The organism is Pseudomonas fluorescens, assembly GCF_900215245.1.
Classification (GTDB): domain Bacteria; phylum Pseudomonadota; class Gammaproteobacteria; order Pseudomonadales; family Pseudomonadaceae; genus Aquipseudomonas; species Aquipseudomonas fluorescens.
The window spans coordinates 1,339,587-1,366,541 of sequence record NZ_LT907842.1; the positions used below are offsets into that span (position 1 = coordinate 1,339,587).

General features: G+C 59.3%; 24 protein-coding genes. 6 read left to right on the forward strand and 18 right to left on the reverse strand.

Annotated elements, in window-relative coordinates:
* Positions 1–135 precede the first annotated feature (135 nt).
* The 8 genes from CPH89_RS06280 to CPH89_RS06315 form a co-directional block, all read right to left on the reverse strand.
* On the reverse strand, positions 136–1,137 hold the full coding sequence (locus tag CPH89_RS06280) for a septal ring lytic transglycosylase RlpA family protein (protein WP_053258175.1): 1,002 nt from the start codon (positions 1,135–1,137) through the stop codon (positions 136–138).
* Positions 1,137–2,147 (reverse strand): lytic murein transglycosylase B, encoded by a 1,011-nt coding sequence (gene mltB, locus CPH89_RS06285; RefSeq protein ID WP_053258176.1) that lies wholly within the window; start codon positions 2,145–2,147, stop codon positions 1,137–1,139. Before mltB ends, CPH89_RS06280 begins: the two co-directional genes overlap by 1 nt.
* Positions 2,148–2,164: 17 nt before the next feature.
* A complete protein-coding gene (gene rodA, locus CPH89_RS06290; protein ID WP_053258284.1) occupies positions 2,165–3,268 on the reverse strand; it encodes a rod shape-determining protein RodA in 1,104 nt (367 codons plus the stop codon).
* A gap of 31 nt (positions 3,269–3,299) precedes the next feature.
* Positions 3,300–5,198 (reverse strand): penicillin-binding protein 2, encoded by a 1,899-nt coding sequence (gene mrdA, locus CPH89_RS06295; RefSeq protein ID WP_053258177.1) that lies wholly within the window; start codon positions 5,196–5,198, stop codon positions 3,300–3,302.
* A 15-nt stretch (positions 5,199–5,213) separates the two neighbouring features.
* Positions 5,214–5,681 carry a 23S rRNA (pseudouridine(1915)-N(3))-methyltransferase RlmH gene (gene rlmH / locus CPH89_RS06300; RefSeq protein ID WP_003176297.1) on the reverse strand — a complete coding sequence of 156 codons (468 nt, stop codon included), beginning with the start codon at positions 5,679–5,681 and terminating at the stop codon, positions 5,214–5,216.
* Between the two features lie 9 nt (positions 5,682–5,690).
* Complete coding sequence (gene rsfS, locus CPH89_RS06305; protein ID WP_053258178.1) at positions 5,691–6,185, reverse strand: ribosome silencing factor; 495 nt, start codon at positions 6,183–6,185, stop codon at positions 5,691–5,693.
* A 69-nt stretch (positions 6,186–6,254) separates the two neighbouring features.
* Positions 6,255–6,899, reverse strand: coding sequence for a nicotinate-nucleotide adenylyltransferase (gene nadD, locus CPH89_RS06310; protein WP_053258179.1), 645 nt, complete (start codon positions 6,897–6,899; stop codon positions 6,255–6,257).
* Entirely contained in the window at positions 6,899–8,164 is a 1,266-nt protein-coding gene (locus CPH89_RS06315; protein WP_053258180.1) for a glutamate-5-semialdehyde dehydrogenase, read from the reverse strand. Before CPH89_RS06315 ends, nadD begins: the two co-directional genes overlap by 1 nt.
* Before the next feature lie 175 nt (positions 8,165–8,339).
* Between CPH89_RS06315 and CPH89_RS06320 the strand changes: the two genes are divergently transcribed.
* Entirely contained in the window at positions 8,340–9,023 is a 684-nt protein-coding gene (locus CPH89_RS06320) for a DNA-3-methyladenine glycosylase (protein ID WP_053258181.1), read from the forward strand.
* Positions 9,024–9,102: 79 nt separating this feature from the next.
* The gene (locus tag CPH89_RS06325; protein ID WP_053258182.1) at positions 9,103–10,419 is read left to right on the forward strand and encodes a bifunctional DedA family/phosphatase PAP2 family protein; all 1,317 of its coding nucleotides are present in this window, start codon (positions 9,103–9,105) and stop codon (positions 10,417–10,419) included.
* Here the strand turns inward: CPH89_RS06325 and CPH89_RS06330 are convergent.
* The 3 genes from CPH89_RS06330 to CPH89_RS06340 are packed head-to-tail and all read right to left on the reverse strand — an operon-like array spanning position 10,413 to position 12,094.
* Positions 10,413–11,006: an LON peptidase substrate-binding domain-containing protein gene (locus tag CPH89_RS06330; protein ID WP_053258183.1), complete on the reverse strand. Its 594-nt coding sequence runs from the start codon at positions 11,004–11,006 to the stop codon at positions 10,413–10,415. The two genes, CPH89_RS06325 and CPH89_RS06330, sit on opposite strands and share 7 nt — an antisense overlap.
* 21 nt (positions 11,007–11,027) lie before the next feature.
* The gene (locus CPH89_RS06335) at positions 11,028–11,744 is read right to left on the reverse strand and encodes an LrgB family protein (protein ID WP_053258184.1); all 717 of its coding nucleotides are present in this window, start codon (positions 11,742–11,744) and stop codon (positions 11,028–11,030) included.
* Positions 11,741–12,094, reverse strand: coding sequence for a CidA/LrgA family protein (locus tag CPH89_RS06340; protein ID WP_053258185.1), 354 nt, complete (start codon positions 12,092–12,094; stop codon positions 11,741–11,743). The genes CPH89_RS06335 and CPH89_RS06340 overlap by 4 nt, the downstream gene beginning before the upstream one ends.
* Before the next feature lie 158 nt (positions 12,095–12,252).
* Between CPH89_RS06340 and CPH89_RS06345 the strand changes: the two genes are divergently transcribed.
* The 3 genes from CPH89_RS06345 to CPH89_RS06355 all read left to right on the forward strand — a co-directional run bounded on the left by CPH89_RS06345 (position 12,253) and on the right by CPH89_RS06355 (position 15,203).
* Positions 12,253–12,708, forward strand: a complete 456-nt coding sequence (locus tag CPH89_RS06345; protein WP_053258186.1) for a MaoC family dehydratase — start codon at positions 12,253–12,255, stop codon at positions 12,706–12,708.
* Positions 12,709–12,813: 105 nt separating this feature from the next.
* Positions 12,814–14,532, forward strand: coding sequence for a C13 family peptidase (locus CPH89_RS06350; RefSeq protein WP_053258187.1), 1,719 nt, complete (start codon positions 12,814–12,816; stop codon positions 14,530–14,532).
* A 29-nt stretch (positions 14,533–14,561) separates the two neighbouring features.
* Complete coding sequence (locus CPH89_RS06355; protein ID WP_053258188.1) at positions 14,562–15,203, forward strand: oxidoreductase; 642 nt, start codon at positions 14,562–14,564, stop codon at positions 15,201–15,203.
* 132 nt (positions 15,204–15,335) lie between these two features.
* On the opposite strand, the gene CPH89_RS06360 is transcribed toward CPH89_RS06355, so the two are convergent.
* The 7 genes from CPH89_RS06360 to CPH89_RS06390 all read right to left on the reverse strand — a co-directional run bounded on the left by CPH89_RS06360 (position 15,336) and on the right by CPH89_RS06390 (position 25,050).
* Positions 15,336–15,620: a YceK/YidQ family lipoprotein gene (locus tag CPH89_RS06360; RefSeq protein WP_053258189.1), complete on the reverse strand. Its 285-nt coding sequence runs from the start codon at positions 15,618–15,620 to the stop codon at positions 15,336–15,338.
* Positions 15,613–16,242, reverse strand: a complete 630-nt coding sequence (gene ubiX / locus CPH89_RS06365; RefSeq protein ID WP_053258190.1) for a flavin prenyltransferase UbiX — start codon at positions 16,240–16,242, stop codon at positions 15,613–15,615. The genes CPH89_RS06360 and ubiX overlap by 8 nt, the downstream gene beginning before the upstream one ends.
* Positions 16,239–17,588 carry a UDP-N-acetylmuramate:L-alanyl-gamma-D-glutamyl-meso-diaminopimelate ligase gene (gene mpl, locus CPH89_RS06370; RefSeq protein WP_053258191.1) on the reverse strand — a complete coding sequence of 450 codons (1,350 nt, stop codon included), beginning with the start codon at positions 17,586–17,588 and terminating at the stop codon, positions 16,239–16,241. The genes ubiX and mpl overlap by 4 nt, the downstream gene beginning before the upstream one ends.
* A gap of 113 nt (positions 17,589–17,701) precedes the next feature.
* Complete coding sequence (locus CPH89_RS06375) at positions 17,702–17,947, reverse strand: hypothetical protein (protein WP_174599597.1); 246 nt, start codon at positions 17,945–17,947, stop codon at positions 17,702–17,704.
* A gap of 588 nt (positions 17,948–18,535) precedes the next feature.
* Positions 18,536–19,486: a hypothetical protein gene (locus tag CPH89_RS06380; RefSeq protein ID WP_053258193.1), complete on the reverse strand. Its 951-nt coding sequence runs from the start codon at positions 19,484–19,486 to the stop codon at positions 18,536–18,538.
* 279 nt (positions 19,487–19,765) lie between these two features.
* A complete protein-coding gene (locus CPH89_RS06385; RefSeq protein WP_141125146.1) occupies positions 19,766–22,966 on the reverse strand; it encodes a hypothetical protein in 3,201 nt (1,066 codons plus the stop codon).
* Between the two features lie 176 nt (positions 22,967–23,142).
* Positions 23,143–25,050: a sigma-54-dependent Fis family transcriptional regulator gene (locus CPH89_RS06390; protein ID WP_053258195.1), complete on the reverse strand. Its 1,908-nt coding sequence runs from the start codon at positions 25,048–25,050 to the stop codon at positions 23,143–23,145.
* A gap of 272 nt (positions 25,051–25,322) precedes the next feature.
* Here CPH89_RS06390 and exaC point away from each other — a divergent pair, with 272 nt between their 5' ends.
* Complete coding sequence (gene exaC / locus CPH89_RS06395; protein ID WP_053258196.1) at positions 25,323–26,843, forward strand: acetaldehyde dehydrogenase ExaC; 1,521 nt, start codon at positions 25,323–25,325, stop codon at positions 26,841–26,843.
* Positions 26,844–26,955 lie beyond the last annotated feature (112 nt).

The following is a 26,955-nucleotide window of genomic DNA, read 5'->3' on the forward strand; positions in this document are numbered from 1 at the left end:
AACTATTCAGACAGCCCGCTGCCAGACTGTCACGTGTTCGGTTGCCCGCTCACCCCTTGCCCCTGGGTTTTTATTGTTCAACGAGCCAACAACCAGGGCTCAGGCCCGCGTACGCGCCTGAGCCATCAATCTTTGTTATTCAGCGGTGACCACGCTGGGTTGCCCCAGGTTGGCCAGGCGTACGCTGTTCTGAACCTGCGCCACTTCGCTTGGCGAGCCAATCGGCCCCATGCGCACACGGTGCAGGGTCTGCTGGTTACGTACGATGGAGCTGATGAAAACCGGCGCATTGACCATGCCGCTGAGCTTGGACCTTAACAGTTCTGCCGCGTCCGGGTTGGCGAAAGCGCCCACTTGCAGGTACTGACCGCCCACGGTGGAGGCCCCCGGTGCCGCGCGCGGCACGACAACGGTGTCCGGCGCGTGCTGTGCCGGAGGCGGTGTCCACTGTTCGATCTTGCCGGCGGATGCGGTCACTTGCGGTTGCGGAGTTTGCGGTTCGTTAAGCATCAACGGTGCCGGTTTGCCACGCTGGGCCCAATACTGCGCCGGGTCGATGCCCTCGACTTTCACCCGCGCGGTGCCGATTTCGGCATAACCGAGTTTCTTGGCCGCGGCGTAGGACAAGTCGATGATCCGGTCCGAATAGAACGGGCCACGGTCGTTGACCCGCAGGATCACCGAGCGGTTGTTGTCCAGGTTGGTGACGCGTACGTAACTGGGCAGCGGCAAGGTCTTGTGGGCCGCGCTCATGCCGTACAGGTCATACACTTCGCCGTTGGCGGTGTTCTGGCCGTGGAACTTGGTGCCATACCAGGACGCTGTGCCCGACTGGACATAGGTCTTGGAATCCTGCAGCGGAAAGTAGTTCTTGCCCAGCACGGTATAGGGGTTGGCCTTGTACGGCCCGGTGTGCAGGGTTGGCGTGGCATCCGGGATTTTCGAAACGTCGACATCCCACCAGGGCGCGCCGTCTTTGTGCGCGCGGTTGATGTCCAACCCCGGCTGGGCACGGACAATAGCGCCGCCCTTCTTCGCAGGCGCGCGACTGGTGGTGGATGAGCAACTGACGACCAGCAGGGACAACGCGGCGAACGCCACCAGCTTGAGCGGTTTATTGAACGGCGATACCCGCATTACTTGTTGCCCCGTGCTTGGACCAGCATGTCTGACAGCTGATGCACGGCCATGGCGTACATCACACTGCGGTTATAACGCGTGATTGCGTAAAAATTCTTCAGGCCCATCCAGTATTCCGGGCCGTTTTCACCTTCGAGGCGGAACGCCGTCACCGGCATATCATCGCGTGGCGCATTCTGACTCGACCAGCCCAGCGCTCGCAACTCCCCGACGGTCTTGACCGGCTCGATTCCCTGGGTCAGGCCTTCGTCGGCGCGATCACCGGTAACCTCGGCACGCACCACTACCGGCTCGCCAGACACCCAACCGTGGCGCTTGAAGTAGCTGGCCACGCTGCCAATGGCGTCGTCGGGGTTGCTCCAGATGTTGATGTGGCCGTCGCCGTCGAAATCCACCGCATAAGCACGAAAGCTGCTCGGCATGAACTGCGGCAAGCCCATCGCACCGGCGTAGGAGCCTTTGAGGGTCAGCGGATCAACCTGCTCTTCGCGGGCCAGCAGCAGGAACTCGCGCAGCTCCTTGCGGAAGAACTCGGCGCGCGGCGGGTAATCGAAGCCCAGGGTCGACAAGGCGTCGATCACCCGATAGCTGCCGGTGTTGCGCCCGTAAAAGGTTTCAATGCCGATGATCGCGACGATCACCTGAGCCGGCACGCCGTACTCCTGCTCGGCGCGCGCCAGCACGGCCTCGTGCTGGCGCCAGAAATCCACACCACGGGCCACACGGGCGTCGGTGAGGAACATCGGGCGATAGTCTTTCCACTGTTTTACACGCTCGGCGGGACGCGAGATCGCGTCGAGGATCGCCTGCTTGCGCTGGGCTTCGCGGAACACGCCCATCAGCTGTTCACCGGCGAAACCGTAGTCGCGGGTCATTTCACCGACAAATTCGGCGACCTGGGGTGAGCCATCGTAGTCACCGGCCTGCACCTCTTGCGTCGCGCCCAGCAGCCCAATCAGGCCCATCCAGGACGCATGCCGAGTCGCCCAGCCGCGCATTACTTGCATTGACATCTTCACCTTATTCAAACCTGCGCGATCCACTTGCGATGCGTGTGAATCGACATCAAAACCCCAAACGCTGACAGCAATGTCACCAGCGAAGTTCCGCCGTAGCTAATGAACGGCAACGGCACCCCAACCACCGGCAACAGGCCACTGACCATACCGATGTTGACGAAAACGTAAACAAAAAAAGTCATGGTCAGGCTGCCGGCAAGCAATTTACCGAACAGCGTCTGCGCTTGCGCGGTAATCACCAGCCCGCGACCAATCAACAGCAAATAAATCAGCAACAGCGCGCAAATGCCCACCAGGCCGAACTCTTCGCCCATTACCGCGATGATGAAGTCGGTGTGGCTCTCGGGCAAAAAGTCGAGGTGCGACTGAGTGCCCAGTAACCAGCCCTTACCAAATACACCGCCAGAGCCGATCGCGGCCTTGGACTGGATGATGTTCCAGCCGGTGCCGAGCGGGTCGCTCTCCGGGTCGAGGAACGTCAAGATCCGCTGCTTCTGGTAGTCGTGCATAAAGAAGAACCACATGGCCACGGCCACCGGGATGGCCGCAGCCAGCACGCTGAGGATCCAGCGCCAGCGCAAACCGCCCATAAACAGCACGAACGCACCGCCCGCGAGGATCAGCAGCGAGGTGCCGAGGTCCGGCTGGCGCACGATCAGAATGAATGGCACGCCGATCAGGATCAGGCTGATCCCGACGTGCTTGAGCTGTGGCGGCAAGGTGCGTTTGGACAGGTACCAGGCGATGGTCGCCGGCATCAGGATCTTCATGAATTCCGACGGCTGGAAGCGAATCACCCCTGGAATGTTGATCCAGCGCGTCGCGCCCATGGCGTTGTGGCCCATCACGTCCACCACCACCAGCAGCAATACCCCGGCGACATAACCGAGTGGCACCCAGCGCGCCATGAAACGCGGCTCCAACTGGGCAATCACCACCATCGACAACAGACCCAGGCCGAACGATGAGGCCTGCTTGATCAACAGGTCCCAGTTCTTGCCGCTGGCCGAATAAAGGACGAACAGGCTGCCGGCGGCAAGGGTCAGCAGCAGGATCAGCAACGGGCCATCAATGTGCAAACGCTGCAGCAACGTCGCACGCCGACGCATCACATCTTCGCTGGAGAGGATGCGGTCAAAATTACTCTTCACGGGCCGTAACCTCGGTGCTTGAAGGGGGGCCGCCATACTCGGGTTTGAGCCTGCCGTCGTCGGCCAACAGCCAGGCATCCATCACTTGACGCACCACGGGCGCTGCGACGCCGGAGCCGGACTCGCCGTTTTCAACCATCACCGCCACCACGATTTTCGGGTCGTCGGCCGGGGCAAACCCGACAAACAAGGCGTGGTCACGGTGGCGCTCTTGAACCTTGGAACGGTCATATTTCTCGCCCTGCTTGATCGCGACCACCTGGGCGGTACCGCTCTTGCCGGCAATCCGATACTGCGCGCCGACCGCTGCCTTGCGCGCGGTACCACGGGCGCCGTGCATCACTTGCTGCATGCCGTGGTTGACCTTGGTCCAGTCGGACGGGTCGCGCAGCACGATGTCAGCAATCGGGTTCTCATCCACAGGTTTCTCGCCCTCGATGGTCTTGGCCAGGTGCGGGCGGTTCCAGATGCCCTTGTTGGCCACCAGCGCCGTGGCCTGAGCCAGCTGCAGCGGCGTCGCCTGCATATAACCCTGGCCAATCCCGAGAATCAGGGTTTCACCCGGGAACCACGCCTGGCGACGGGTCGCGCGCTTCCACTCCCGCGACGGCATCAGGCCGGGGGATTCTTCGAACATGTCCAGGGAGACTTTCTGACCCAGGCCGAACTTGCCCATATAGGCAGATAGCCGGTCGATCCCCAGCTTGTGGGCCAGGTCATAAAAATAGGTGTCGTTGGAGCGCATGATCGCGGTATCCAGGTCGACATAGCCGTCACCGGTGCGGTTCCAGTTACGGTATTTGTGATCGTAGTTGGGCAGCATGTAGTAGCCCGGATCGTACACGCGGCTCGATGCGGTCACGACGCCCGAATCCAGGCCGGCAATCGCCACCGCCGGCTTGATCGTCGAGCCTGGCGGATAGAGCCCGCGCAGCACGCGGTTGAACAGCGGTCGATCAACCGAATCACGCAGTTCGGCGTAGGCCTTGAAGCTGATTCCGGTCACAAACAGGTTAGGGTCGAAACTCGGCTGACTGACCATCGCCAGCACTTCGCCGGTCTTCGGGTCCAGCGCCACCACGGCGCCACGCCGACCGCCGAGCGCCATCTCGGCCGCTTCCTGCAGCTTGATGTCCAGGCTCAGCACAATGTCCTTGCCCGGCACCGGGTCGGTGCGCTTGAGCACCCGCAGCACGCGGCCTCGGGCGTTGGTCTCGACTTCCTCGTAACCCACCTGGCCATGCAGCTCGGGCTCGTAGAAACGCTCGATACCGGTTTTGCCAATGTGGTGGGTGCCGCTGTAATTCACCGGATCGAGGCTTTTCAGCTCTTTCTCGTTGATTCGGCCCATGTAGCCGACCGAATGGGCAAAATGCGCCCCTTGCGGATAATGCCGCACCAACTGCGCCACCACTTCCACACCGGGCAGCCGGAACTGGTTCACCGCGATCCGTGCGATCTGCTCTTCAGTCAGCTCAAACAGGATCGGCACCGGCTCGAAGGGCCGGCGCCCCTGCTTCATGCGTTTTTCGAAGATCACCCGGTCTTCCGGCGTCAGTTGCAGCACTTCGACGATGACATCGAGGATCTGCTGCCAGTCGCCGGAACGCTCACGGGTCATGCTCAGGCTGAAGCTGGGCCGGTTATCCGCGACCACCACGCCATTGCGGTCGAAAATCAGCCCACGGGTCGGCGGAATCGGCTGCACATGCACCCGATTGTTCTCCGACAGCGTGGAGTGATAGTCGTACTGGATCACCTGCAGGAAATACAGGCGCGCAATCAGCACCGCAATCAGACCCACCACCAAAAACGCGCCGAAAATGACCCGCGAGCGCACCAGACGTGCGTCTTTCTCGTGGTCCTTGATGCGGATCGGCTGGGTCATCGGGAGGGGCGCAGATTATTTGTGGTAAGGGTGCCCGGACAGAACTGTCCAGGCGCGATACAGCTGTTCACCGATCAGAATCCTTACCAACGGGTGCGGCAGCGTAAGTGCCGACAGCGACCAGCGCTGGTCCGCCCGTGCACAGACCTCCGGCGCCAGCCCTTCGGGACCGCCGACCATGAAGTTGACGGTGCGCGAATCCAGGCGCCAGCGGTCCAGTTCCACCGCCAACTGCTCGGTGCTCCAGGGCTTACCGTGCACCTCAAGGGTGACGATGCGCTCGTTGGGGCCGACCTTGGCCAACATGGCTTCGCCTTCCTGACGGATAAAGCGCGCCACGTCGGCATTCTTGCCCCGGGTGTTGAGCGGTATTTCCACCAGTTCCAGCGACAGCTCAGCGGGCAGACGCTTGGCATACTCATGCCAGCCTTCTTCCACCCACTTGGGCATGCGTGAACCGACAGCGATCAGACGCAGGCGCACAGCCGTTCCTTATTCCTGGTCTTTGTTGAGCTTGTCGAAGTGCGCGTGGCCCACTTCCGGGCTGTGGTGCTTGCCATCAGCGGCACGGCTCTGCTCGGCGCCTTTCCACAGACGCTCCAGGTCGTAGAACTGACGGGCGTTGGAAGTCATCATGTGAACGATCACGTCGTCCATGTCCAGCAGTACCCAGTCGCTGTCGCCCTTGCCTTCTTCACCCAGCGGCTTCACGCCTTGGGCTTTGACGGCTTCGCGAACCTTGTCCAGCATCGCGCCGATCTGGCGGTTGGAGGTACCGGTGGCGATGATCATGAAGTCGGTGATGCTCTGCTTGTCGCGCACGTCCAGAATCTGGATGTCCTGGGCCTTAACATCTTCCAGGGCAGCCACGGCGACTTTTACCAGCTCTTCGCCAGCCAGTTCAGGGCCGGTGTGCGCTTCAACTGGCAGCGGGGCGCTTTTGAACGTGCCTTTGCGCTTAACTTTGCTTACGTCTTTGTTCGTCATATAAAACTCGTTTTGCTCGTATGTTCGGGCGCTCGCTGCACGATTGTTCGTGCGTTCAAGCGCGCCTTTTCAGTTCGACGCACGGTAAAGTCCGTGCGCATCGATGTAGGCCAGGACCGCGTCAGGCACCAGGAAACGTACCGACTTCCCGCTGGCCAGCAGTTGACGGATCTGGGTGGCGGACACCGCAAGCGGGGTCTGCCAGACGAATGCAATATTCCCGTTCGGCCCGGTCAGGGCCAAGGGGTCACTTACCGACCGCGCGGCCAGCAGGTTGCGCAAGGCATCCGGCGGTTCGCTGTCGGCATCCGGGCGTTGCAAAACCAGGATGTGGCAATGCTGGAGGAGTTCCTCCCAGCGATGCCAAGAGGGCAGGCCGCAAAATGCGTCCCAGCCCAAAAGCAGAAACAACTGGTCATCCGCGGCCAACTCGGCACGCATCAGTTCCAGGGTATCGACAGTGTAGGACGGTTTATCGCGTTTGAGCTCGCGGTCGTCCACCACCAGCGGCGCAATCCCGTCTACGGCGAGGCGCACCATTTCCAGGCGCTGCTGCGCAGACACCTGCGGCGTATCGCGATGCGGCGGCCGTGCATTGGGTGCCAGGCGCAGCTCATCCAGCGCGAGGGCATCCGCGACTTCCAGGGCACTGCGCAAATGGCCGATGTGCACGGGGTCGAAGGTACCGCCGAGCAGCCCGATGCGTTTAGCCATCAAGTGCGCACATGACCGTCGCCGAACACCACGTACTTCTCGCTGGTCAGGCCTTCCAGGCCAACCGGGCCGCGTGCGTGGAGCTTGTCGGTGGAGATGCCGATCTCCGCCCCCAGGCCATACTCGAAGCCGTCGGCAAACCGCGTCGAAGCGTTGACCATCACCGAAGCGGAATCCACTTCGTTGAGGAAACGCCGGGCGTCGCTGAAATGCTCGGAAACAATAGCGTCGGTGTGCTTGGAGCCGTACGTGTTGATGTGTTCGATGGCCTGGTCCAGATCGTCGACGATCTTGATCGACAGGATCGGCGCCGTGTACTCGGTGTACCAGTCTTCTTCGGTCGCCTCGATCACGTCCGCACCGAGCAGCGCCCGGGTACGCTCACAACCGCGCAATTCCACACCCTTGTCCCGGTAGATGGCAGCCAGCGGCGGCAGCACGCGATCGGCAATGCCGACGTGCACCAGCAGGGTTTCCATGGTGTTGCAGGGGGCATAGCGGTGGGTCTTGGCGTTGTCGGCGATGCGGATCGCCTTGTCGATATCGGCGGCGACGTCGATGAACACGTGGCACACGCCGTCGAGGTGCTTGATCACAGGCACTTTGGCATCACGGCTGACGCGCTCAATCAGGCCCTTGCCACCGCGTGGCACGATCACGTCGACAAATTCCGGCATGGTGATCAGCGCGCCTACGGCGGCGCGATCGGTGGTTTCCACCACCTGCACCACTTCGGCCGGCAACTCGGCCACGGCCAGGCCCTGCTGAATGCACGCGGCAATGGCGCGGTTGGAATTGATCGCCTCGGAACCGCCACGCAAGATGGTCGCGTTGCCCGACTTGAGGCACAGGCTCGCAGCGTCGATGGTCACATTCGGGCGCGACTCATAAATAATGCCGATCACGCCCAGGGGCACGCGCATTTTGCCCACCTGAATGCCGGATGGCAGGTAGCGCATATCGCGGATTTCACCGATGGGGTCAGGCAGCTTGGCCACCTGACGCAGGCCTTCGATCATGTCGTCGATACGCGCCGGCGTCAGCGCCAGGCGGTCCAGCAGGGCTGGCTCGAGGCCATTGGCGCGGCCATTGGCCAGGTCCCGTTCGTTAGCGACCGCCAACTCGGAGCGCGAAGCATCCAGAGCATCGGCGGCGGCCAACAGGGCGCGGTTCTTCTGCGCAGTGCTCGCACGGGCGATCAACCGCGAGGCCTGCCGGGCAGCGCGACCCAGGCGGGTCATGTAGTCAAGAACGGACTCAGTCATGGTCAGGGAGTCTTGGCAAAGAGGAAAGCGGCAGATTATAGCTGTGACGCCGCCTGACTGACAGCGGTGAGGGGCGGATGGTCGAAATGAACTGTAAAAACCTGGGGTTCAGCCGTAATTAAGGCGGGAGTTGTTATTATTCCGTCACATTTAGCCGTATTAACCCCAGACAGCCATGCCCAGTTTTGCTCCGCAGCCCACCGCCAGCGCCCTGCCCGACCGTTTCTTCGACCGTGACGCGCAAGTTCTTGCGCGAGAACTACTCGGAAAAGTCATACGTCATCGCGTCGGCGATATCTGGCTTTGCGCGCGAATTATTGAAACCGAAGCCTATTACGTGGCCGAAAAAGGCAGCCATGCATCGCTTGGCTACACAGAAAAGCGTAAGGCTTTGTTTCTGGATGGCGGTCACATCTACATGTACTACGCCCGTGGTGGTGATTCGCTGAACTTCAGCGCTCACGGCCCCGGCAATGCGGTGCTGATCAAATCGGCTTATCCGTGGGTCGATGAGGTGTCCGGCCCGGCCAGCCTGGCGCAGATGCTGCTCAACAACCCGGACGCCAATGGCCATCCGCGCCCATCGCAAAAGCTCTGCGCCGGCCAAACGCTGCTGTGCAAAGCCCTGGGCCTGAAAGTGCCGGTGTGGGATGCCAAGCGCTTCGATCAGGAACGGCTGTTTGTTGAAGACGTAGGCCAAACCCCGACACAGATCATCCAGACCACCCGCCTGGGCATCCCCAGCGGGCGCGATGAACACCTGATGTACCGCTTCGTCGATGCTGGCTATGCGCCTTATTGCACCCGGAACCCACTGCGCCGGGGCCAGGTCGAAGGTCGTGATTATTTTTTGATTTGAATTGAATTGAACAGTGAGACCGGCCGCGCAACGGGGCCACTGACTCAGGTTATGTCTTGCATAAATGGAGTGACGTTTTATGGGCCAATGGCTCGATAGCATTACCGGCTGGCTCACACTGAACCCCGAATGGCTGGCGGTGGCGGTATTTATCGTCGCGTGCGTTGAATGCCTGGCCATCGCCGGTCTGATCGTGCCAGGCACCGTCTTGCTGTTTGCCATTGCGGCCCTGGCCGGCAGCGGCGCGCTGTCGCTGAGTGAAACCTTGCTGCTGGGCTTTCTCGGCGGTTTGCTTGGCGACGGGGTTTCCTACTACCTGGGCCGACACTTCCATCAGAACATCCGGCGTTTGCCCGGTTTACGCCACCACCCGGAATGGATGAACGGCGCCGAAACCTACTTCCACAAATACGGCATCGCCAGCCTGCTGGTCGGGCGTTTCATCGGCCCGCTGCGCCCCATGCTGCCGATGGTGGCGGGCATGTGCGATATGCCGTTCCCACGGTTTGCCGCCGTCAGCGTGCTGGCCGCCGCCGGTTGGTCGGTGGCCTACCTGCTGCCAGGCTGGGCCACCGGCGCCGCGTTCCGCCTGCCGCTGCCGGAAGGTTTCTGGCTGGAAGCCGGGATTGTTGCCGGGTGTATCGCGGTGTTGCTGGGTTTGAGCTTGAACAGCAGCCTGCGCGGCCATCGTCGCGCCACTGTGTGGGTCGGTGGCGCCAGCCTGACCTTGTTGATCGCCCTGTTTATCGGTTATCCCCACCTCAACCACTTCGACCAGGGCCTCAGTGCGCTGGTGCAGGAGCACCGCAGCCCGTGGCTGGACGAGGTGATGGTGCGGATTACCCAACTGGGTGAGTTCAGGAAGATGTTTATCGCCAGCGCGATTTTCACTGGCCTGCTGCTGGTGGCGCGGCAATGGCGGCATGCCGTGTTCGTCGGCGCCACCTTGGCGGGGGCGGCGGTGATCAACACCGGCACCAAACTGTTTTTTGCCCGTGGTCGACCGGAAATCCTCACGGACCCACTGACCAGCTTCAGCATGCCCAGCGGCCACGCCTCCGGCGCCTTTGCGTTTTTCCTGGCGCTGGCGGTGCTGGCCGGTCGCGGCCAACCCACGCGGTTGCGCCTGACCTGGATGCTGCTGGGCTGTATTCCGGCCGCCTTCATTGCGCTGTCGCGAGTTTACCTTGGCGCACATTGGCCGACGGACATCCTCGCTGGCACGCTGCTGGCGATGACGGTGTGCGCGTTCAGCCTGGCCGTCATCCAGTATCGCAGCCCGCTGCCGGCCATGCCGCAGAAAACCTGGTGGCTGCTGCTTCCGGTGCTGCTGGCAGTGCTGAGCTTTATCGCCCTCACCGGCACCCCGCACGCCTTGTTGCGCTACGCCTATTGAGTGAACAGTTCGCCCTGCAATTCGTCGAGCAACATCTGGATCGCATCCAGCCGTTGCTGCGGATCATCGAGTTGCAGCAGGTCGATCTTGTCGGCCTCGGTGAACGGCAGCAGGTACGCGAGCTGATTGCCCAGGGCTTGCTGGCCGTCGGCGTGGGTGCCCATGTCCAGCGAGGCGACCATCGGATGCTCGGCCAGGGCCTGAAGCAACGCCAACAGGTCGGCATCCTCTTCTTCCAAAGGCTGGTCTGGCACTTCTTCGAGCCATTGCACCTCGGCCACCAGCAACTGGTCCTTCTGCACCCCCGCGTCACGCACACGAAACCTTCGCCCACCTTCAACGCGAATCCCCAGCAGGCCATTATCCTGTTGTTTGAAATCGCGGATCAGCGCTTCACAGCCGATCAGTGCATAGCCGTCCGGGGCCACGCCCACTTCCCTGCCGTCGAGGATGCACACCACGCCAAAGCTTTCGCCCTTTTTCATGCAGCGGCTGATCATGTCCAGGTAGCGCGCCTCGAACAGTTGCAAATCGAGGGTGCAGCCAGGGAACAGCACGGTATTGAGCGGGAACAGCGCCAGACTCATAAAGGTTTCCTTAAACCCGGTTTAAACGATCACGGACACGGCGAGCGGCAGAAAAACCGCCGTGGCCACACCCATCAGACTCATGGCCAGCGCCGCAAAGGCGCCGCACTCTTCGCTTTCCTGCAAGGCCACCGACGTGCCGACGGCGTGGGCGGTCATGCCCAGGGCCATGCCGCGCGCCTCAGGGCTGTGCACGCCCAACCGTGACAGGTACGCCGGGCCGATCATCGCGCCGATCACGCCGGTAATCAGCACGAACACGGCGGCCAGCGCGGCCACGCCGCCGATCTGCTCGGCCACCAGCATGGCTATCGGTGAGGTGACCGACTTGGGCGCCATGGTCATCAGCATCCGATGTTCGGCGCCAAACCCCCAGCCCAGCAAGACGCACAAACCGGTGGCCAACACACCGCCTATCACCAGCGTAGTAAAAATCGGCCAGAACAATTGGCGAATCCTGCGCAGGTTCAAAAAGAGCGGCACCGCCAGGGCCACGGTTGCAGGACCGAGCAGGATGCCCATGATCTCGGTGCTCTTGCGGTACTCGGCGTAAGTCAGGCCGCAGGAGAGCAAGACGCCGATGACCAGCAGCATGGACACCAGGACCGGTTGCAGGAAGATCCAGCGGGTTTTCTCGAACGCCGCCAGCACCAGTTGATAGGCGCCAAGGGTGATACCGATGCCGAACAGCGGGTGATGAATCACTGCCGTCCATGCGCCGTGCCAGTCGACGGTCATTGATCCTCCTCCTTGCGCTTGACCATGGACTGCATGAGTACGCCGACAACGCCCATGGCAATCACCAGCGACAACACCAGTGCGCCGATGATGGCCCAGAAGTCTGCGGCAATGTCCTTGGCATACACCATCACGCCCACCGCCGGCGGCACCAGCAGCAACGGCAAATAACGCAACAGACTGCTGGCGGCCAGGCTCAAGGGTTCGCCGACTTCACCGCGCCAGATCAGAAACCCCAGCATCAACAGCAAGCCGATGATCGGCCCCGGCAGCACCGGCAACAGCAAATGATTGATGGCGGTGCCCATCAATTGAAACAGCACCAGCCATGTCAGGCCACGTAACAGCATGCGTTCTCTCCCCCTCGACGCTCGCCCGCATTATAAGCACGCCCGCTCTATGCGCCGGCATTCGCCAAAAGCATGGTGGGTTGACCGGGCTGGTTGCCCATGATGATCTAAGATGGAATTCGCACATCTAAAAAAACGATGAACCAAGGAGAGTCGCAATGCCCTATGTACCTGTAGCGCAACTCAAAGATTATGTCGGCAAGGAACTGGGACGTTCCGAATGGCTCACCATCGACCAGGCGCGTATCAACCTGTTCGCAGAGGCCACTGGCGATCATCAGTTCATCCACGTCGACCCGGTCAAGGCGGCCAAGACGCCATTCGGCAGCACCATCGCACATGGTTTCCTGTCGCTGTCGTTGATGCCCAAGCTCATGGAAGACATCCTGATCATGCCCGAAGGCCTGAAGATGGCCGTCAACTATGGCCTGGACAGCGTGCGTTTCATCCAGCCCGTGAAGGTTGACTCCAAGGTCCGCCTGAACGTCACGCTCACCGACGTCAACGAGAAAAAACCTGGCCAATGGCTATTTAAGGCCACCGCCACGCTGGAAATCGAAGGCCAGGAAAAACCTGCTTACATCGCTGAGTCGCTGTCACTCTGCTTCGTGTAAGGCCTTGCCTGTGGTGAGGGGATAAACCTTGCCACAGTGTATGTAAATTTATGTATGAAACTCGCAGCTGCGGCATACTCGGCGCTCAATTATCCGGATCCCGCTATGCGCCCACTCGCTCCCCTTGCCCTTGCCCTGTTGCTCACCGCTTGCGGAGACGGCGAATCGCTGTTGCCGCCCGATGCGCGCCTGCCCGACGGCGGCCGCTACCGTGGCGATGTGGTCAATGGCTTACTGCAAGGCCAGGGTCGCGTGGACTACCCCAACGGCAGTTGGTACGCCGGCCAGTTCGACAAAGGCCAGTGGCATGGCCAGGGCGAATGGCATGGCAGCAACGGCGAGGTCTATAAAGGCCAGTTCCAGCAAGGCCTGTTCGACGGCCAGGGCAGCCTGACCACGGCGGGCAGCAGCTACGTCGGCGGTTTCAAGAACGGTCGACGCAACGGCGAAGGCACCCTCAAAGAGGGGCAAATGACCTACCGCGGCGAATTCAAGGACGATCAGTACTCCGGCCTCGGCCGCCTGGAACTGCCCGACGGCAGCCAGTACCAGGGCCAGTTCGCCCACGGCAAACCGAATGGCGAAGGCCAGCGCAACGACGACAGTGGCAACCAGTTCAGCGGCCACTTTGTCGACGGCCAGCTCGAAGGCAACGGCACCTTCAACAGCGCCGACGGCGATATCTATGTCGGCCAGTTCAAACAGAACCAGCTCAATGGCAAAGGCCGTTATGAAAACGCCGACGGCGACGTGTGGATCGGTCAGTTCAAGGAAGGCGCACTCAGTGGCAAAGGCGAGCTGATCGGCGTTGATGGCAGCCACTATGTCGGCCAGTTCAGTGAATGGCGCTTCTCCGGTCAAGGCCGCCTGAACCTCACGGATGGCAGCTTCTACATCGGCGGCTTCGACAGCGACAGCTATCAAGGCACCGGCACCCTCGTCCTCACCGACGGCACCGTGCAGGCCGGCACCTGGGTCAATGGCATGCGCGTGCGCGATGCCGACGGCAAGCTACTGCCCGACCCGCTGGAAATCGGCGTACTGGCCCAAGGCCGCCTGCTCGATGCCGCCCTCGCTGCCGTGCCACCCTCAACGGGCGCCGTCGAGTTGTACACCCTCGCGCTGGCCGGTGATGGCAAGCAAAGCGTGTTCCTGCGTGAGGCCGATTACGTCAGCAACCTGCTCGCCACCCGCTTCGGGGCGCGCGGGCAGATTCGCCTGGTCAACCACCGCGACCACATCGCCGACCGCCCCCTGGCCACCCGCGAAAGCCTGCGCCGCGCCGTGCAAACCCTCGCCGAACGCACCGGGCCGCAAGACCTGGTGTTTATCTACATGACCAGCCACGGCACCCACGAACATGAATTGGTGCTGGACCAACCGCGCATGGAACTGGCCGACCTGCCTGCCGATGAACTGGCCGCCGTGCTCGCGCCGCTGAAAAACCGCGACAAGATCATCGTGATTTCCGCCTGCTACTCGGGCGGTTTTATCCCGGCACTGAAGGACGAACGCACGCTGATCATGACCGCCTCCCGCGCCGACCGCGTGTCGTTCGGTTGCTCAGAAGAGGCAGACTTCACCTACTTCGGCGATGCCCTTTTCGCACAAGCCTTCAACCAGACCGATGACTTGCAACAAGCCTTCAAACTGGCGCAACTGCATGTCGCCGAACGCGAACAGGCGGACAACTTCGAAGCCTCCGAACCGCAGATCTGGGCGCCCAAAGGCGTGATCGCCCATTGGCAACTATTACGTAAACAGCAGGCACGAAAGGCGCTCGAAAGCGTCTCAATGAATAGCAAGGAAGCCAAAGGCAACTAAGCTGTAACGTGTAACAAGGGGGAAACACCATGTACCTGACACCTCAGCATATTTTGCTTGCCGGCGCCTCCGGCCTGACTGGCGAGCACCTGCTGGACCGCCTGCTCAACGAGCCGACGGTGACCCGCGTACTGGCGCCGAGTCGCAAACCACTGGCCGAACACCCACGCCTGGAAAACCCCGTGGGTGACCCGGCAGTGTTCCTGCCGCAATTGAGCGGCCAGGTGGATATCGCCTTCTGCTGCCTGGGTACAACTATCAAGCAAGCGGGTTCCGAGGCCGCCTTCAAAGCTGTCGACCTGGACATGGTAGTGGCCTTCGCCAAGCGCGCACGGGAATTGGGCGCACGGCACCTGATCGTCATCAGCGCGATTGGCGCCGACCCGAAATCCTCAATCTTCTACAACCGGGTCAAAGGCGAGATGGAACAGGCGTTGAGGGCTCAGGACTGGCCGCAACTGACCATCGTGCGGCCTTCTTTGCTGCTGGGGGAGCGTCTGGAATCGCGCCTGGCCGAGAAGATTGCCGGGCCGTTGTCGCGGTTGATTCCGGGCAAATACCACGGTATCGAAGTTTGCGAACTGGCCCGCGCCATGTGGCGCCTGGCGCTGGAAGAGCAAGATGGCGTGCGGGTGGTGGAGTCGGATGAGTTGCGCAAGCTCGGCAAGTAATACGCTCTAAAAATGTGGGAGCGGGCTTGCTCGCGAATGTGGTGTTTCAGTCGATGCTTAAGCTGACTGACACGCCGCATTCGCGAGCAAGCCCGCTCCCACAATAGATTCAGGTCGCTTATAAGTCTGGGGTTAAAGCCCGCCGGTGGCATTAAACCCCACGCCCAACACCGTCAATAATGACAACGGCAACAACAAGGTATCGAGCACCGCACTGGCCGGCAGATCCACATGCGGATAGCTCGGCGCCTCAGCGCCAAAGCGGTCTTTGGCACAACAGCCGCCGTTGATCACATACAAATCCAGCCGCGTGCCGGCATACACCACCGGCGCCCCAGGTTGCGCCGCATCCAGCGTGCGCGCCGTGGCGCAGCCCGTCAGCTGCAACGCCAACACCACCAGCAGCGCCTTATTCATCACTGCTCAAATGGTGCTCGCCCCAACGCGGCAGCATGTCCTGGGGAATGTTCAGCAGGTTGAGGACCCGTGCGACGACGAAGTCCACCAGGTCATCGATGGTTTGCGGCTGGTGATAGAAACCCGGCGAGGCCGGCAAGATGGTCACGCCCATGTTCGACAACTTGAGCATGTGCTCCAGGTGGATACTCGAATACGGCGCCTCGCGCGGCACCAGGATCAACTGGCGGCGCTCCTTCAGGGTCACGTCCGCCGCCCGCTCGATCAGGTTGTTGCAGGCGCCCGTGGCAATCGCCGACAAGGTGCCGGTGGAGCACGGCACCACCACCATCGCCGCCGGCGCACCGGAGCCAGAGGCCACTGGCGACATCCAGTCCTCTTTGCCGTAAACCTTGATCTGCCCCGCCGCCGCCCCGGTGTACTCGGTGAGGAAGGCTTGCATCATCTGCACCTTGGCCGGCAGTTGCACATCCGTCTCGGTGGCCAGTACCAGTTGCGCGGCCTTGGAAATCAGAAAGTGCACTTCGCGATCTTCACGTACCAGACAGTCCAGCAGGCGCAGGCCATAAGGCGCACCGGATGCGCCCGTCATCGCCAGGGTAATGCGTTCCGGGCCACTCATTTGAGCGCCTCGGCCAGCTTGCCGTGCAGGCCGCCGAAGCCGCCGTTGCTCATGACCACCACATGGGTGCCGGGCTTGGCCTGGTGTTTGACGTGTTCGATGATCGACTCAATGGAGTCACACACGATCGAAGGCACTGTGCACAGCGCCGCAATCGCCGGCAGGTCCCAGCCGAGGTTGGCCGGGGCGTACCAGACCACTTGGTCGGCGTCGTTGACGCTTTCCGGCAAACCATCGCGGTGCGCGCCGAGCTTCATGGAATTGGAGCGCGGCTCGATAATGGCAATGATATTGGCATCACCGACTCGCTTGCGCAGGCCATCCAGCGTGGTGGCAATGGCCGTCGGGTGGTGGGCAAAGTCGTCGTAGATGGTGATCCCATTCACGTCGGCGACTTTTTCCATGCGGCGCTTCACGCTCTTGAACGCGCTCAATGCCGCGATGCCCATGGCAGGCACCACGCCCACATGCCTGGCGGCTGCCAGGGTGACCAAAGCGTTGGCGACATTGTGCTGGCCGGTCATGCCCCAGTCGACGATGCCTTGGGCCTGACCTTCGAACAGCACTTCAAAACGCGAGCCGTCTTCACTGAGCAAGTTAACCTGCCATTGCCCACCCACACCGGTGGTTTGCACCGGCGTCCAGCAGCCCATGTCGATCACGCGCTGCAAGGCCGGTTCGGTGGTCGGGTGGATCACCAGGCCTTCGCTTGGGATGGTGCGCACCAAATGGTGAAACTGGCGCTCGATGGCGGCCAGATCGGGGAAAATGTCTGCGTGATCGAACTCGAGGTTGTTGAGGATCGCGGTGCGCGGGCGGTAGTGGACGAATTTGGAGCGTTTGTCGAAGAAGGCGCTGTCGTACTCATCGGCCTCAATCACAAAAAACGGCGTATCGCCCAGGCGCGCCGACACCGAGAAGTTTTGCGGCACCCCACCAATCAAAAAGCCCGGGCTCATGCCCGCGTGTTCCAACACCCAGGCCAGCATGCTGCTGGTGGTGGTCTTGCCATGGGTGCCCGCCACCGCCAGTACCCAACGGCCTTGCAGCACATGGTCGGCCAGCCACTGCGGGCCGGACACATACGGCAAACCTTTGTTGAGTACATATTCGACCGCCGGGTTGCCACGGGACATGGCGTTGCCGATCACCACCAGGTCCGGCACCGGGTCGAATTGCGCGGGGTCGTAACCTTGGGTCAGTTCAATACCCTGGGCCTGCAGCTGGGTGCTCATGGGCGGGTAGACGTTGGCGTCGGAACCCGTGACGTGATGGCCCAGCTCTTTGGCCAGAACCGCCATCGAACCCATGAATGTGCCGCAAATACCTAGAATATGAATGTGCATAGTTGACCTCGTAAACATCGAGGCAGGTTAGCGCAGGGAGTAGGAAATCGCACCTTTTAAACGGTTGCAGCGCGAGCGAAATGCGCCAGGCACCTCGCTCGATGGCGCCTCGTTCACGCGGTGGCAGAGGCCCCGGTTTCGCGCTGGCTGGCTTTTATCGCAGCCAGCCAGCGCAGGTTTTCATAAGACTCGACCATGCGTTCGAATTTCCTTTCAATCAGGCCAAGGCGCCCTTTTGCATCGGCAGGGATTTGTTCGCCGGGTTTATGCGGCTTATAAACGATGCCGTTCTGCCGAGCGGCTTTCTTTAGATGTTGCTCTGAAACCCCGAGCATTTTTTTCCAGCGCACCTGAATCAACAGCGCGAATTGCGAAAAATTTTTATAAGGTCAACCAAGTTTAAGGCTTACTTGATAAGCGCCAACCTTCAAAGGGAATCATTCGAACAGTCCAAATTGGCGAGCTATTTTAATTCCCTTTACCCTGAGCGCAGACCCACTGACCAGAAAGCCAACCAGACAGTGTTTGACATTGAAGAGCGGCTTCCCCGGCACTCAAACATTAATTGGCCCACACCACCCAATAAGTCCCAGAACAACTAAGCCACGAGACAATTATGTCGATTAATATAACTAACAACTGCATACAGCCTACCCCAATGGCTATCTGGGTGATCGTGGTTTGCTGCGGCGTCACGGCACGCTGGTGGATGCGACGATCAGTTGCTGCACGGCGAGGAAACTTACGCGTGCGGGGATGCGCAGGTACGGGCCAAGGATGGGTACAGGCGAGGTGTGCATGTGATGCGGGCTGATCGCCTTGAGACAGCGTGACCAGAGGTTATTGTATGAAAACAGCGTCAGCAGTTGCCCCTGTTACGTGAGCAACTGCTTAAGCAGTGGATCCGTCGAAACAACCCACTACAACGTGTACAACGCTGGGATTAACTATTGCTTGGCGGTGATAGCTTTCATCAGCTCGGTGATGTATGCCATTCTGGATTCCATGCCAATAGCCCGGCTCTTGATATCATCTTCCTGCGCACCGGGTTTCGGGGCCTCAACTTTAATCTTCAGCTTTTCCGCTTCTTTAGCAAATTCTACTTCGAGGAAGTCAAGTATTTCATCAAGATAGTCCATCCGCTCTTCATTTGTCTTTGCCAACCATTCAATACTTGGGGTGACACCATATTCTGTACGAAGGCTACCCAACGTATTGGCTAATAGGAATACACCCCTTTGAGATTCATCAACCAACCGCGACTCCATAACATGTTGCTCTGTGGCCGGTTTTTGCGCTGGATTGATTTTGGGCTTGAGAAATTCAAGAAGGACGTTGGCGGCAAATGTCCCGGCAACTGTTAAGGGTACTGTGATCGCTGCCGTAATTGCGGCGACCTTGACAATATTTCGCCTTTCAAGCGGGAGTGCTCGATCCGCCTTCGCAGCTTTAGCATTCACGACCGCCTGGGCGCTTTCTTCCAGCTTACTCTGTGAAAAAGGCTCCACCTCCTTTCCGTCTACTCGACCTGCCGTCGGCTGAGCAAATAGCTTATCCCGGGAGCCAGCATCTTTTTGAGCTTGCCACTTCTTCCTGTTGGCTTCTCTGTATTGAGCCACTTCCGGAGTAACTGGGGCCTCTGTATCAGGGGCATTCCCAGTCTGGCGATGACCCGTGGCTTGACCCGGCCCGTCGAAGCCCACCTTTTTATCAACAAAACCCTGATCAAAATCGTTATTGCTACCGTCTGCCGGCTTGGACCCTCCCGGGCCTTCTACCTTAGGTGCTTCACCTACCTTTATAGAACTAGGCGTTTCGGTTCTGGTGAATCCACCACTGAAAAACTCCCCAATCTTTGAGAATACTACCGGCCTTGCGGCTGCATTTGAAAACATCATAATGATCTACCTAATGATTGATTTGCATTAGAAAGCCATCCATTTCTTCCACTTACTGTGTAACAGACAGGCCGCAAGCAGTTCCAAGCTACAAAACAAATAGTTTAGCCCTATGACAAATACGCAACAATCTTGGAGAATACTTTCCAGGCGCGCAGGTACACTTCAACAGCCAGCCTGAAACTCATCAGCCAGCTAAATCGCTCATCGATGCGCATCGCTTATAAAGCACTCACACTAATGCGGTGAGCGCTCGTCAATCCACCCGCCTGAACATCATTACGTTTTATTCGACGGCATCAGTGCGTTCAGCACACCAAATTGCGCTAACTGAGGACCAAAGGGTGTATTCATGAGGGAACTGTACGCATACCAAACCCCCTTATTTAAGACAGCGACGATTGGCCTACGCACACCATCTGATTCCACTTGATAGAAGCCCTTGACGATATCACCGTCCTTATAAGTCCGTGTTACTTCATAAGACCTATAGTTGCCTTTGAGTCGAGAAAGCACCTCATCGGCGTGTTTGTACACCTTCGTCATATCCTTACCGACAGCCACCACCCCCCGCTTAATATTCCTCGGCAGGTTAATAGCATCGGTAACGCCCGCCGAAGCGCCGAGACCAGCAAAAAAAGAGCGTTTGAGTACTTTACCTGCTGACTTGCCCAGTTTCATCGCCTTGCTCGCGGCACTTGCCCCGGGAAGAAAGAACCCCAAAATATCGAACCCGATATTAAACACTGCGCCCGCAACATTACCCTTTATCGCATCTTTAATACCGTCATAAAAAGGAATAAGCGAAAGCAAAAAATTATTGACAGCTTGAATACTTGCTGTATTTTTTTCAATCCTCGTTTGACCGGCATACAGTGCTTTCAAATACCCATAATCTTTTGTAAAAAACTTACCCACCACGGTAGCCAGCGAACCGTTTCGTCGAGAAAAATAAGGAACTCGTCCTTCACCGGTTACCTCAGGCAAATCACGGTCCTGATTGGTGGCATCAAATTTCGTAAAAACATCATATGTGCCGCGTACGCGGGCTCTGTACTTCGGGGCGAAATACTTGCTGTCGTCAAAATTTGACTGTTCTCCCGGATTACCCTTTTCCTTAACGATTTTTCCCAGGCCTGGGTAGTAACTATAGTACTCGACCTTGCCATCAGCTCCCTGCACTTTCATAAGTACACCTTGCCGCCCTTCCAACTCTTTGAGTTCATTAGGGGTCGGCGTTCGTGGTCGGCGCCCGGGGTACAGTCGGTGGTTGTTCGTTTCTTCTGTACCCAAAAAAGGGCGAGACACGCCCATGAACGTGACATCCGCTTGGTTTATACGCTCTTGTACGGCTATAGGCAGCAGAGAAACCTGGTACTTGAACTGGATAGCCCAGGCCGCCGCTTGAGTCTTTGTATAGTCTTCAAACGCTTCAGAAAATGTTTTATTGATGTCTGGACCAAGCTCGGAAAAGCGAGACTTAATCGTTTCCCAAGGTAGTTTCTCTTTATTTATCGGCTCCCACCAGTCCAGATTAAGAGGCTTCGTCATGAAGACATCAAGTGGCGAGACACGATACTTGTCATCCATTTTACTTCGTAATGTTATCTTCGTCGGGTCAACCCCCGGGAACACCCGCTGGAACTCAGCCAGCGCCAACGCCTCCCGAGTGGGCGCTGGCTTCATCAGCTCAGCGCGTGCCCACGCCAATTCCTTTTTCTGCTTTTTTAACACCGTTAATGATTGCTCAACGTCTTCGAACGTATAGTGACCCTGGGGTTTGTTTTTAATCACCTTATTAGCGAGGCCCCACGCAATAAGCGCATCGGTTGATGCGGCAGCTAACTCATCCCCACCGTCAAGAATACTAAGTTGCGCTTCCGCATAGTTCATGACTTGACTGAGCGTCATGTTCCCCGATGCGCCAGGCGCTTCTTGCTCTACCAGTGCAACGGCTATCGAAAAATCCACCCACGTATGAGTCCCATAAACAAGTTCAGGTGGAATGTTTTTTACCAGCAGTTCAGGGGCGACGGCTGACAGTAATAGTTGCGCAGCAAGAGGCGCCGCTTCAACACCCACCTTAGTTTCAAGGTAAGCGGTAAAACGCTTGACGATTTCAGCAGCGGTGGCACCTACATTTTCGCTTTTATAGAGGTTATAACCCGCCACGTTGAAACGTGACTTTCCTGGATTAGGGTCAAGCTCTTGCACAAGCGCCGCAGTCAAGGCCTCAGTTGCACCGGTCGGCGACGCTGCTAATTTGATTCTACCTTGTATGGTTTTGCCCAACGCCTGCGCCTCGGGCGACCGGATGAGTTGGTCAAAAGCAAATGAAGGGTTGTCCGCAATCACCTTCTTTGTAGACGTCGTAAGTGTGCTGATCAGGCCGCGTAACAAACTGCCTGCCCCACCCCCTGTCTGCGGATCAGGTGCCTGGCTTGCATGCTTCAACTTCCACTGATCCACCACCGCTTTCATCTTGCGTAGTTCAGTTCTGTTCAGCAGCCCACCAATATGCCTGACGCCCCCAGCGTCAACCCCAGGCACCCTATGCGCAAGGTCAAAGGTCAGTGCGTTAGCCAGGCCATGCGCCTGCGTGCTGTCGACGGGTAGTTTATGCCCTTGCCTTTCGAGCAGTTGTGCAACACTTATCTCCCGGCGCTGTTCGGTAAGAAATAAACTTGAACGTCGGTCAATCGGGACCATAACGTTATTCAGATCGATCTTCCCTTCAGCATCGTCTACCTGGGACCTCAGTGCAGCGATAAGTGCATGACGGTTAGCGTCATCACCCTGCGCCTTGCCCTGCTCCGCTAATGCTTCTACCGATCGCTGCGCCGCATGCCCCACAGGTGCAAACTCAAACGCGGCGCCTTCTTTCAATTTCTTAATGTGCGAGGCAGCTTGCGAAGGGGAGAGGTCGATAGGCTCTCCGTAAAATCGCCCCACCGTGTAAAACGGCACCTTACCGTCCGGCCAGGGGTAATTGAACGCCTGCCCGGGCATTGGAGCGATGCCTCTGGCAATCGACAACAGCACACGAGAAACATCTGCCCAGCCCGAATCATCTTTTAGGGAAAACGTTTGCATCTTGCCATTTACAATGCCGGTCAACTCCCCGAGGAAGGGATCCAGTTTGAGGCTCCTGGTATCAAGCCCCTGTACTTTCGCCCACGATAAAAATCCAGGGCTTTTGAAAGCACTGTCCAATAGGGTGCGCCAACGCCCGAGTGTGGACTCAGGGGTAACTTGAACGTCAGGCGGCCCTATTGAGGTGTGATAGGAGCGCGTCGCTAATGCGATCGCATAGGGCTTCGCCAACTGAGCGTCAGCCATTGCACGCGTTTCGGGAGTGTCAGGCATTTGCGCGTGTGTGTTGCTGTGAACGACTGCACTATTGATGGCCGCCGCAGGAGGTTCGCCAACCACGCTGCCTGATAAGGTAGGCGTTACTCTAACGTCTTGAAAATTTGTCATTTCCACACCCGCGTACGATTCAAATGAATAACTCTTCGTACGCTGAGTGGTGCAATGTCTTACAAATCATACAAAAAAAATTCGGGAAAATTTATCCAGATATTTCAGCTCTAAATAGTGCCCTTATCAGCGCCTAATAATCACGCTTCATACGTGCTGCGCTAACAACGTGCAGATCACACTTGTGGACACCGTTCGATTCCATGCTTGCGTAACTTGCGGTAAAGCGTATTCCGGCTCACTCCCAAACTTTCTGCTGCGTGGGACATGTGCCAATGTTGCTGCTTCAGTGCGTTGAGCAACACTACGCGCTCTGCATCGTCCAGAGCGCCCCCCTGCCGGGGCTCGACAACCATCGCCGCTCGCGCCTGGCGAATGAGGGGCGGCAAATCGTCTAACCTGATTCGCCCGTTCTCGCACAAGGCCGCCAAGGTGCGAAGTACGTTGCGCAATTGCCGAACGTTGCCCGGCCAGGCGTAGTCGAGCAACGCATGGCGCGCCTTCTCATCAAGCAACACAACCTGTCCTGCTGCCTCTTCCGCCAGCAAAAACGCCAGTAATTGCGCTTTATCACTCCGCTCACGCAGGGGCGGCACGGCTATTTCAAGACCGTTGAGACGATAGTAAAGATCTTCGCGGAAGCTACCGTTCGCAACACGTGCTAACAGGTCACGATGGGTGGCGCTGATGATTCTGACGTCTACCGCCTGCGGCGCACCGCCGATGGGCACCACCACGCGATCTTCCAGTACCCTTAAAAGACGGGTTTGCAACGCGAAAGGCATGTCGCCAATCTCATCGAGAAACAGCGTGCCGCCGTCGGCTTGCTGCAATTTGCCACGCATGCCTTCTTTCAACGCGCCGGTAAAGCTGCCGCCGCGGTAACCGAACAACTCGCTTTCAATCAGGTTTTCCGGGATGGCGGCACAGTTGAGAGCGACGAAGGCGTTATTGGCACGCGAACTGGCCTGATGCACGGCCTTGGCGAACGCCTCTTTACCGCAGCCGGTTTCGCCGTTGATCAGCAGCGGCACGTCACGCTCGAACACCCTCAGCGCCTTGTTAAAATCACTCTGCAACGCAGGGTCGCCCAGGCAGATGCCCGGCAGGCGTGGCGCTTCGGGCTTGGCCATGAGCGGCGGCGCGCGGCGCGCCTGCCCGCGCAATACGGCGAACAAAGACCGGCCATCTCGCGTTCGCAGCGGCCAGCTGGCGGTAGCGTTGGCGCTGGCGCGGCCGAGCAACTGGTCGAGGGTGCATTCAAAAAACGCCTCCACCGGCTGCCCCAGCAAACCGCCACGCGCTTGCCCCAGCAGGTTCAGCGCGCTCTGGTTGACCGCACAGATACGCCCTTCACCGTCGAACGCCAGCAGTCCTTCGCTGAACAACCCCACCGATTCTGCCTGCAAGTGAAAGCGCAGCAGCCAGTGGTTCTCAAAATGGCGCAGGAAGTAACAGCTCTCGATCATCTTCGCCGACAAGTTCACCAGTGCCATGGTGTGAAACTGGCTCTGACGCGACACCGCCTCGCGCGCCGACGACACGTCCAGCACCGCCAGCAACTCACCCTGGGGATCGAACACCGGGCTCGCCGAACAGGTCAGCCCCGTATGGCGGCCGCGAAAGTGCTCATCGCGGTGAATCGTCAGGGACTGGCGCTCCACCAGGCAGGTGCCGATGCCATTGGTGCCTTCGCACGCCTCGCTCCAGTCCGCCCCCAGCCACAGCCCGGCGCGCTCGAAAATCTTGCGCTCGGACGGCGCGGTGACACAGTTGAGGATCACTCCGCGCGCATCGGTGAGCAGCACCGCATGGCCTGCGCCGGAGAGCTGTTGATGCAGGCTGTTCATCTCACTGCCGGCGATGCTCAGCACCTGTTGCAGGCGTTCGCGGCTTTCCAGCAGGCGGCCATGCTCAAGCACGGTGGGGGCGATGCTCAACGCGGGGTCGAGGTGGTAATCCTCCAGGCAGCGCAGCCAGGAGCGGGCGATGGACGGGTCGCTGCCGGGGCCTTGGGCAAGGTCTTGCCCACGGGTGACGGTCAGGACTTGCTGGGCATGGCGACTGAAATGATCGTTGTGCATGTTCTTATTATTCTCTCTGCGGGAGAGCAGCCAGCATCCCCCAGCCATCCGGCCATTGCAATCCCGGGCAGACCCACCGGTCAGAGGCTGTACCGTTTATGGCACAAACTGTCACCCCACCTGTACCACGCCTGTCACAGCAACGCCTTGCAACAAACCCCAAGCCCTTGATTTACCTGGCCTGCAACGCAGTGGCCCAACCTTTGCTCTACGCTTTATCAGGCGCAACACCGCTGAACTCCAATAAACATAAAAGTCAGGAGATACCCACCATGCGTTATGCACATCCCGGTACTGAAGGCGCGATCGTTTCGTTCAAGGCCAAGTACGGTAACTACATCGGCGGCGAATTCGTTGCGCCGGTGGATGGCAACTACTTCTCCAACACCTCGCCGGTCAACGGCAAGCCCATCGCCGAATTCCCGCGCTCCACTGCCAAAGACATCGACAAAGCCCTCGACGCCGCCCATGCCGCCGCAGATGCCTGGGGCAAGACCTCGGCTCAGGACCGTTCGCTGGTGCTGCTGAAAATTGCCGACCGCATCGAACAGAACCTCGAACTGCTGGCCATCACCGAAACCTGGGACAACGGCAAGGCTGTGCGGGAAACCCTCAACGCCGACATCCCGCTGGCCGCTGACCACTTCCGCTACTTCGCCGGTTGCATCCGCGCCCAGGAAGGCACCAGCGCCGAGATCAACGAACTGACCGCGTCATACCACTTCCACGAACCGCTGGGCGTGGTCGGCCAGATCATCCCGTGGAACTTCCCACTGCTGATGGCCGCGTGGAAACTGGCGCCGGCCCTGGCCGCCGGTAACTGCGTGGTGCTCAAACCCGCTGAACAAACCCCGCTGGGCATCAGCGTGCTGATGGAGTTGATCGGCGACCTGCTGCCGCCAGGCGTGCTGAACGTGGTGCACGGTTTCGGCAAAGAAGCCGGCGAAGCCCTGGCCACCAGCAAACGCATCGCCAAGATCGCCTTCACCGGCTCCACGCCTGTGGGCTCGCACATCATGCACGCGGCGGCCGAGAACATTATTCCGTCCACCGTCGAACTGGGCGGCAAGTCGCCGAACATCTTCTTCGCCGACATCATGAAGGCTGAACCGTCGTTCATCGAAAAGGCCGCCGAAGGCCTGGTGCTGGCATTCTTCAACCAGGGCGAAGTGTGCACCTGCCCTTCCCGCGCGCTGGTAGAAGAGTCGATCTACGACGACTTCATGAAAGTGGTGATGAAGAAGGTCGAGCAGATCAAACGCGGCGACCCGCTGGACACCGACACCATGGTCGGCGCCCAGGCGTCCGAGCAGCAGTTCGACAAGATCCTGTCCTACCTGGAAATCGCCAAAGGCGAAGGCGCACAACTGCTGACGGGCGGCAAGGTCGAGCAGCTCAGCGGCGACATGGCCGGTGGTTATTACATCCAGCCGACCCTGCTCAAGGGCACCAACGAAATGCGCGTGTTCCAGGAAGAAATCTTTGGCCCGGTGGTGAGCATCACCACCTTCAAGGACGAAGCCGAAGCCCTGGCGATTGCCAACGACACCGAGTTCGGCCTCGGCGCCGGCGTGTGGACCCGCGACATCAACCGCGCCTACCGCATGGGCCGTGCGATCAAGGCGGGCCGCGTGTGGACCAACTGCTACCACCTGTACCCGGCGCACGCCGCGTTCGGCGGTTACAAGAAGTCCGGCGTGGGCCGTGAGACACACAAGATGATGTTGGACCACTACCAGCAGACCAAAAACTTGCTGGTGAGCTACGACATTAATCCGCTGGGCTTTTTCTAACTAACACCCGCTCCCCCATTTGAAATGCAATCAAGTGTGGGAGCTGGCTTGCCTGCGATGCAGGCACCTCGGTGTGTCAGGCACAGCGCGGTGATGCTATCGCAGGCAAGCC

Bases quoted from the DNA above. Each gene is read 5' to 3' on its own strand.
- CPH89_RS06280 (WP_053258175.1), bottom strand. From the start codon at position 1,137: ATGCGGGTATCGCCGTTCAATAAACCGCTCAAGCTGGTGGCGTTCGCC.
- mltB (WP_053258176.1), bottom strand. From the start codon at position 2,147: ATGCAAGTAATGCGCGGCTGGGCGACTCGGCATGCGTCCTGGATGGGC.
- rodA (WP_053258284.1), bottom strand. From the start codon at position 3,268: ATGCGTCGGCGTGCGACGTTGCTGCAGCGTTTGCACATTGATGGCCCG.
- mrdA (WP_053258177.1), bottom strand. From the start codon at position 5,198: ATGACCCAGCCGATCCGCATCAAGGACCACGAGAAAGACGCACGTCTG.
- rsfS (WP_053258178.1), bottom strand. From the start codon at position 6,185: ATGACGAACAAAGACGTAAGCAAAGTTAAGCGCAAAGGCACGTTCAAA.
- nadD (WP_053258179.1), bottom strand. From the start codon at position 6,899: ATGGCTAAACGCATCGGGCTGCTCGGCGGTACCTTCGACCCCGTGCAC.
- CPH89_RS06315 (WP_053258180.1), bottom strand. From the start codon at position 8,164: ATGACTGAGTCCGTTCTTGACTACATGACCCGCCTGGGTCGCGCTGCC.
- CPH89_RS06320 (WP_053258181.1), top strand. From the start codon at position 8,340: ATGCCCAGTTTTGCTCCGCAGCCCACCGCCAGCGCCCTGCCCGACCGT.
- CPH89_RS06325 (WP_053258182.1), top strand. From the start codon at position 9,103: ATGGGCCAATGGCTCGATAGCATTACCGGCTGGCTCACACTGAACCCC.
- CPH89_RS06330 (WP_053258183.1), bottom strand. From the start codon at position 11,006: ATGAGTCTGGCGCTGTTCCCGCTCAATACCGTGCTGTTCCCTGGCTGC.
- CPH89_RS06335 (WP_053258184.1), bottom strand. From the start codon at position 11,744: ATGACCGTCGACTGGCACGGCGCATGGACGGCAGTGATTCATCACCCG.
- CPH89_RS06340 (WP_053258185.1), bottom strand. From the start codon at position 12,094: ATGCTGTTACGTGGCCTGACATGGCTGGTGCTGTTTCAATTGATGGGC.
- CPH89_RS06345 (WP_053258186.1), top strand. From the start codon at position 12,253: ATGCCCTATGTACCTGTAGCGCAACTCAAAGATTATGTCGGCAAGGAA.
- CPH89_RS06350 (WP_053258187.1), top strand. From the start codon at position 12,814: ATGCGCCCACTCGCTCCCCTTGCCCTTGCCCTGTTGCTCACCGCTTGC.
- CPH89_RS06355 (WP_053258188.1), top strand. From the start codon at position 14,562: ATGTACCTGACACCTCAGCATATTTTGCTTGCCGGCGCCTCCGGCCTG.
- CPH89_RS06360 (WP_053258189.1), bottom strand. From the start codon at position 15,620: ATGAATAAGGCGCTGCTGGTGGTGTTGGCGTTGCAGCTGACGGGCTGC.
- ubiX (WP_053258190.1), bottom strand. From the start codon at position 16,242: ATGAGTGGCCCGGAACGCATTACCCTGGCGATGACGGGCGCATCCGGT.
- mpl (WP_053258191.1), bottom strand. From the start codon at position 17,588: ATGCACATTCATATTCTAGGTATTTGCGGCACATTCATGGGTTCGATG.
- CPH89_RS06380 (WP_053258193.1), bottom strand. From the start codon at position 19,486: ATGATGTTTTCAAATGCAGCCGCAAGGCCGGTAGTATTCTCAAAGATT.
- CPH89_RS06385 (WP_141125146.1), bottom strand. From the start codon at position 22,966: ATGACAAATTTTCAAGACGTTAGAGTAACGCCTACCTTATCAGGCAGC.
- CPH89_RS06390 (WP_053258195.1), bottom strand. From the start codon at position 25,050: ATGCACAACGATCATTTCAGTCGCCATGCCCAGCAAGTCCTGACCGTC.
- exaC (WP_053258196.1), top strand. From the start codon at position 25,323: ATGCGTTATGCACATCCCGGTACTGAAGGCGCGATCGTTTCGTTCAAG.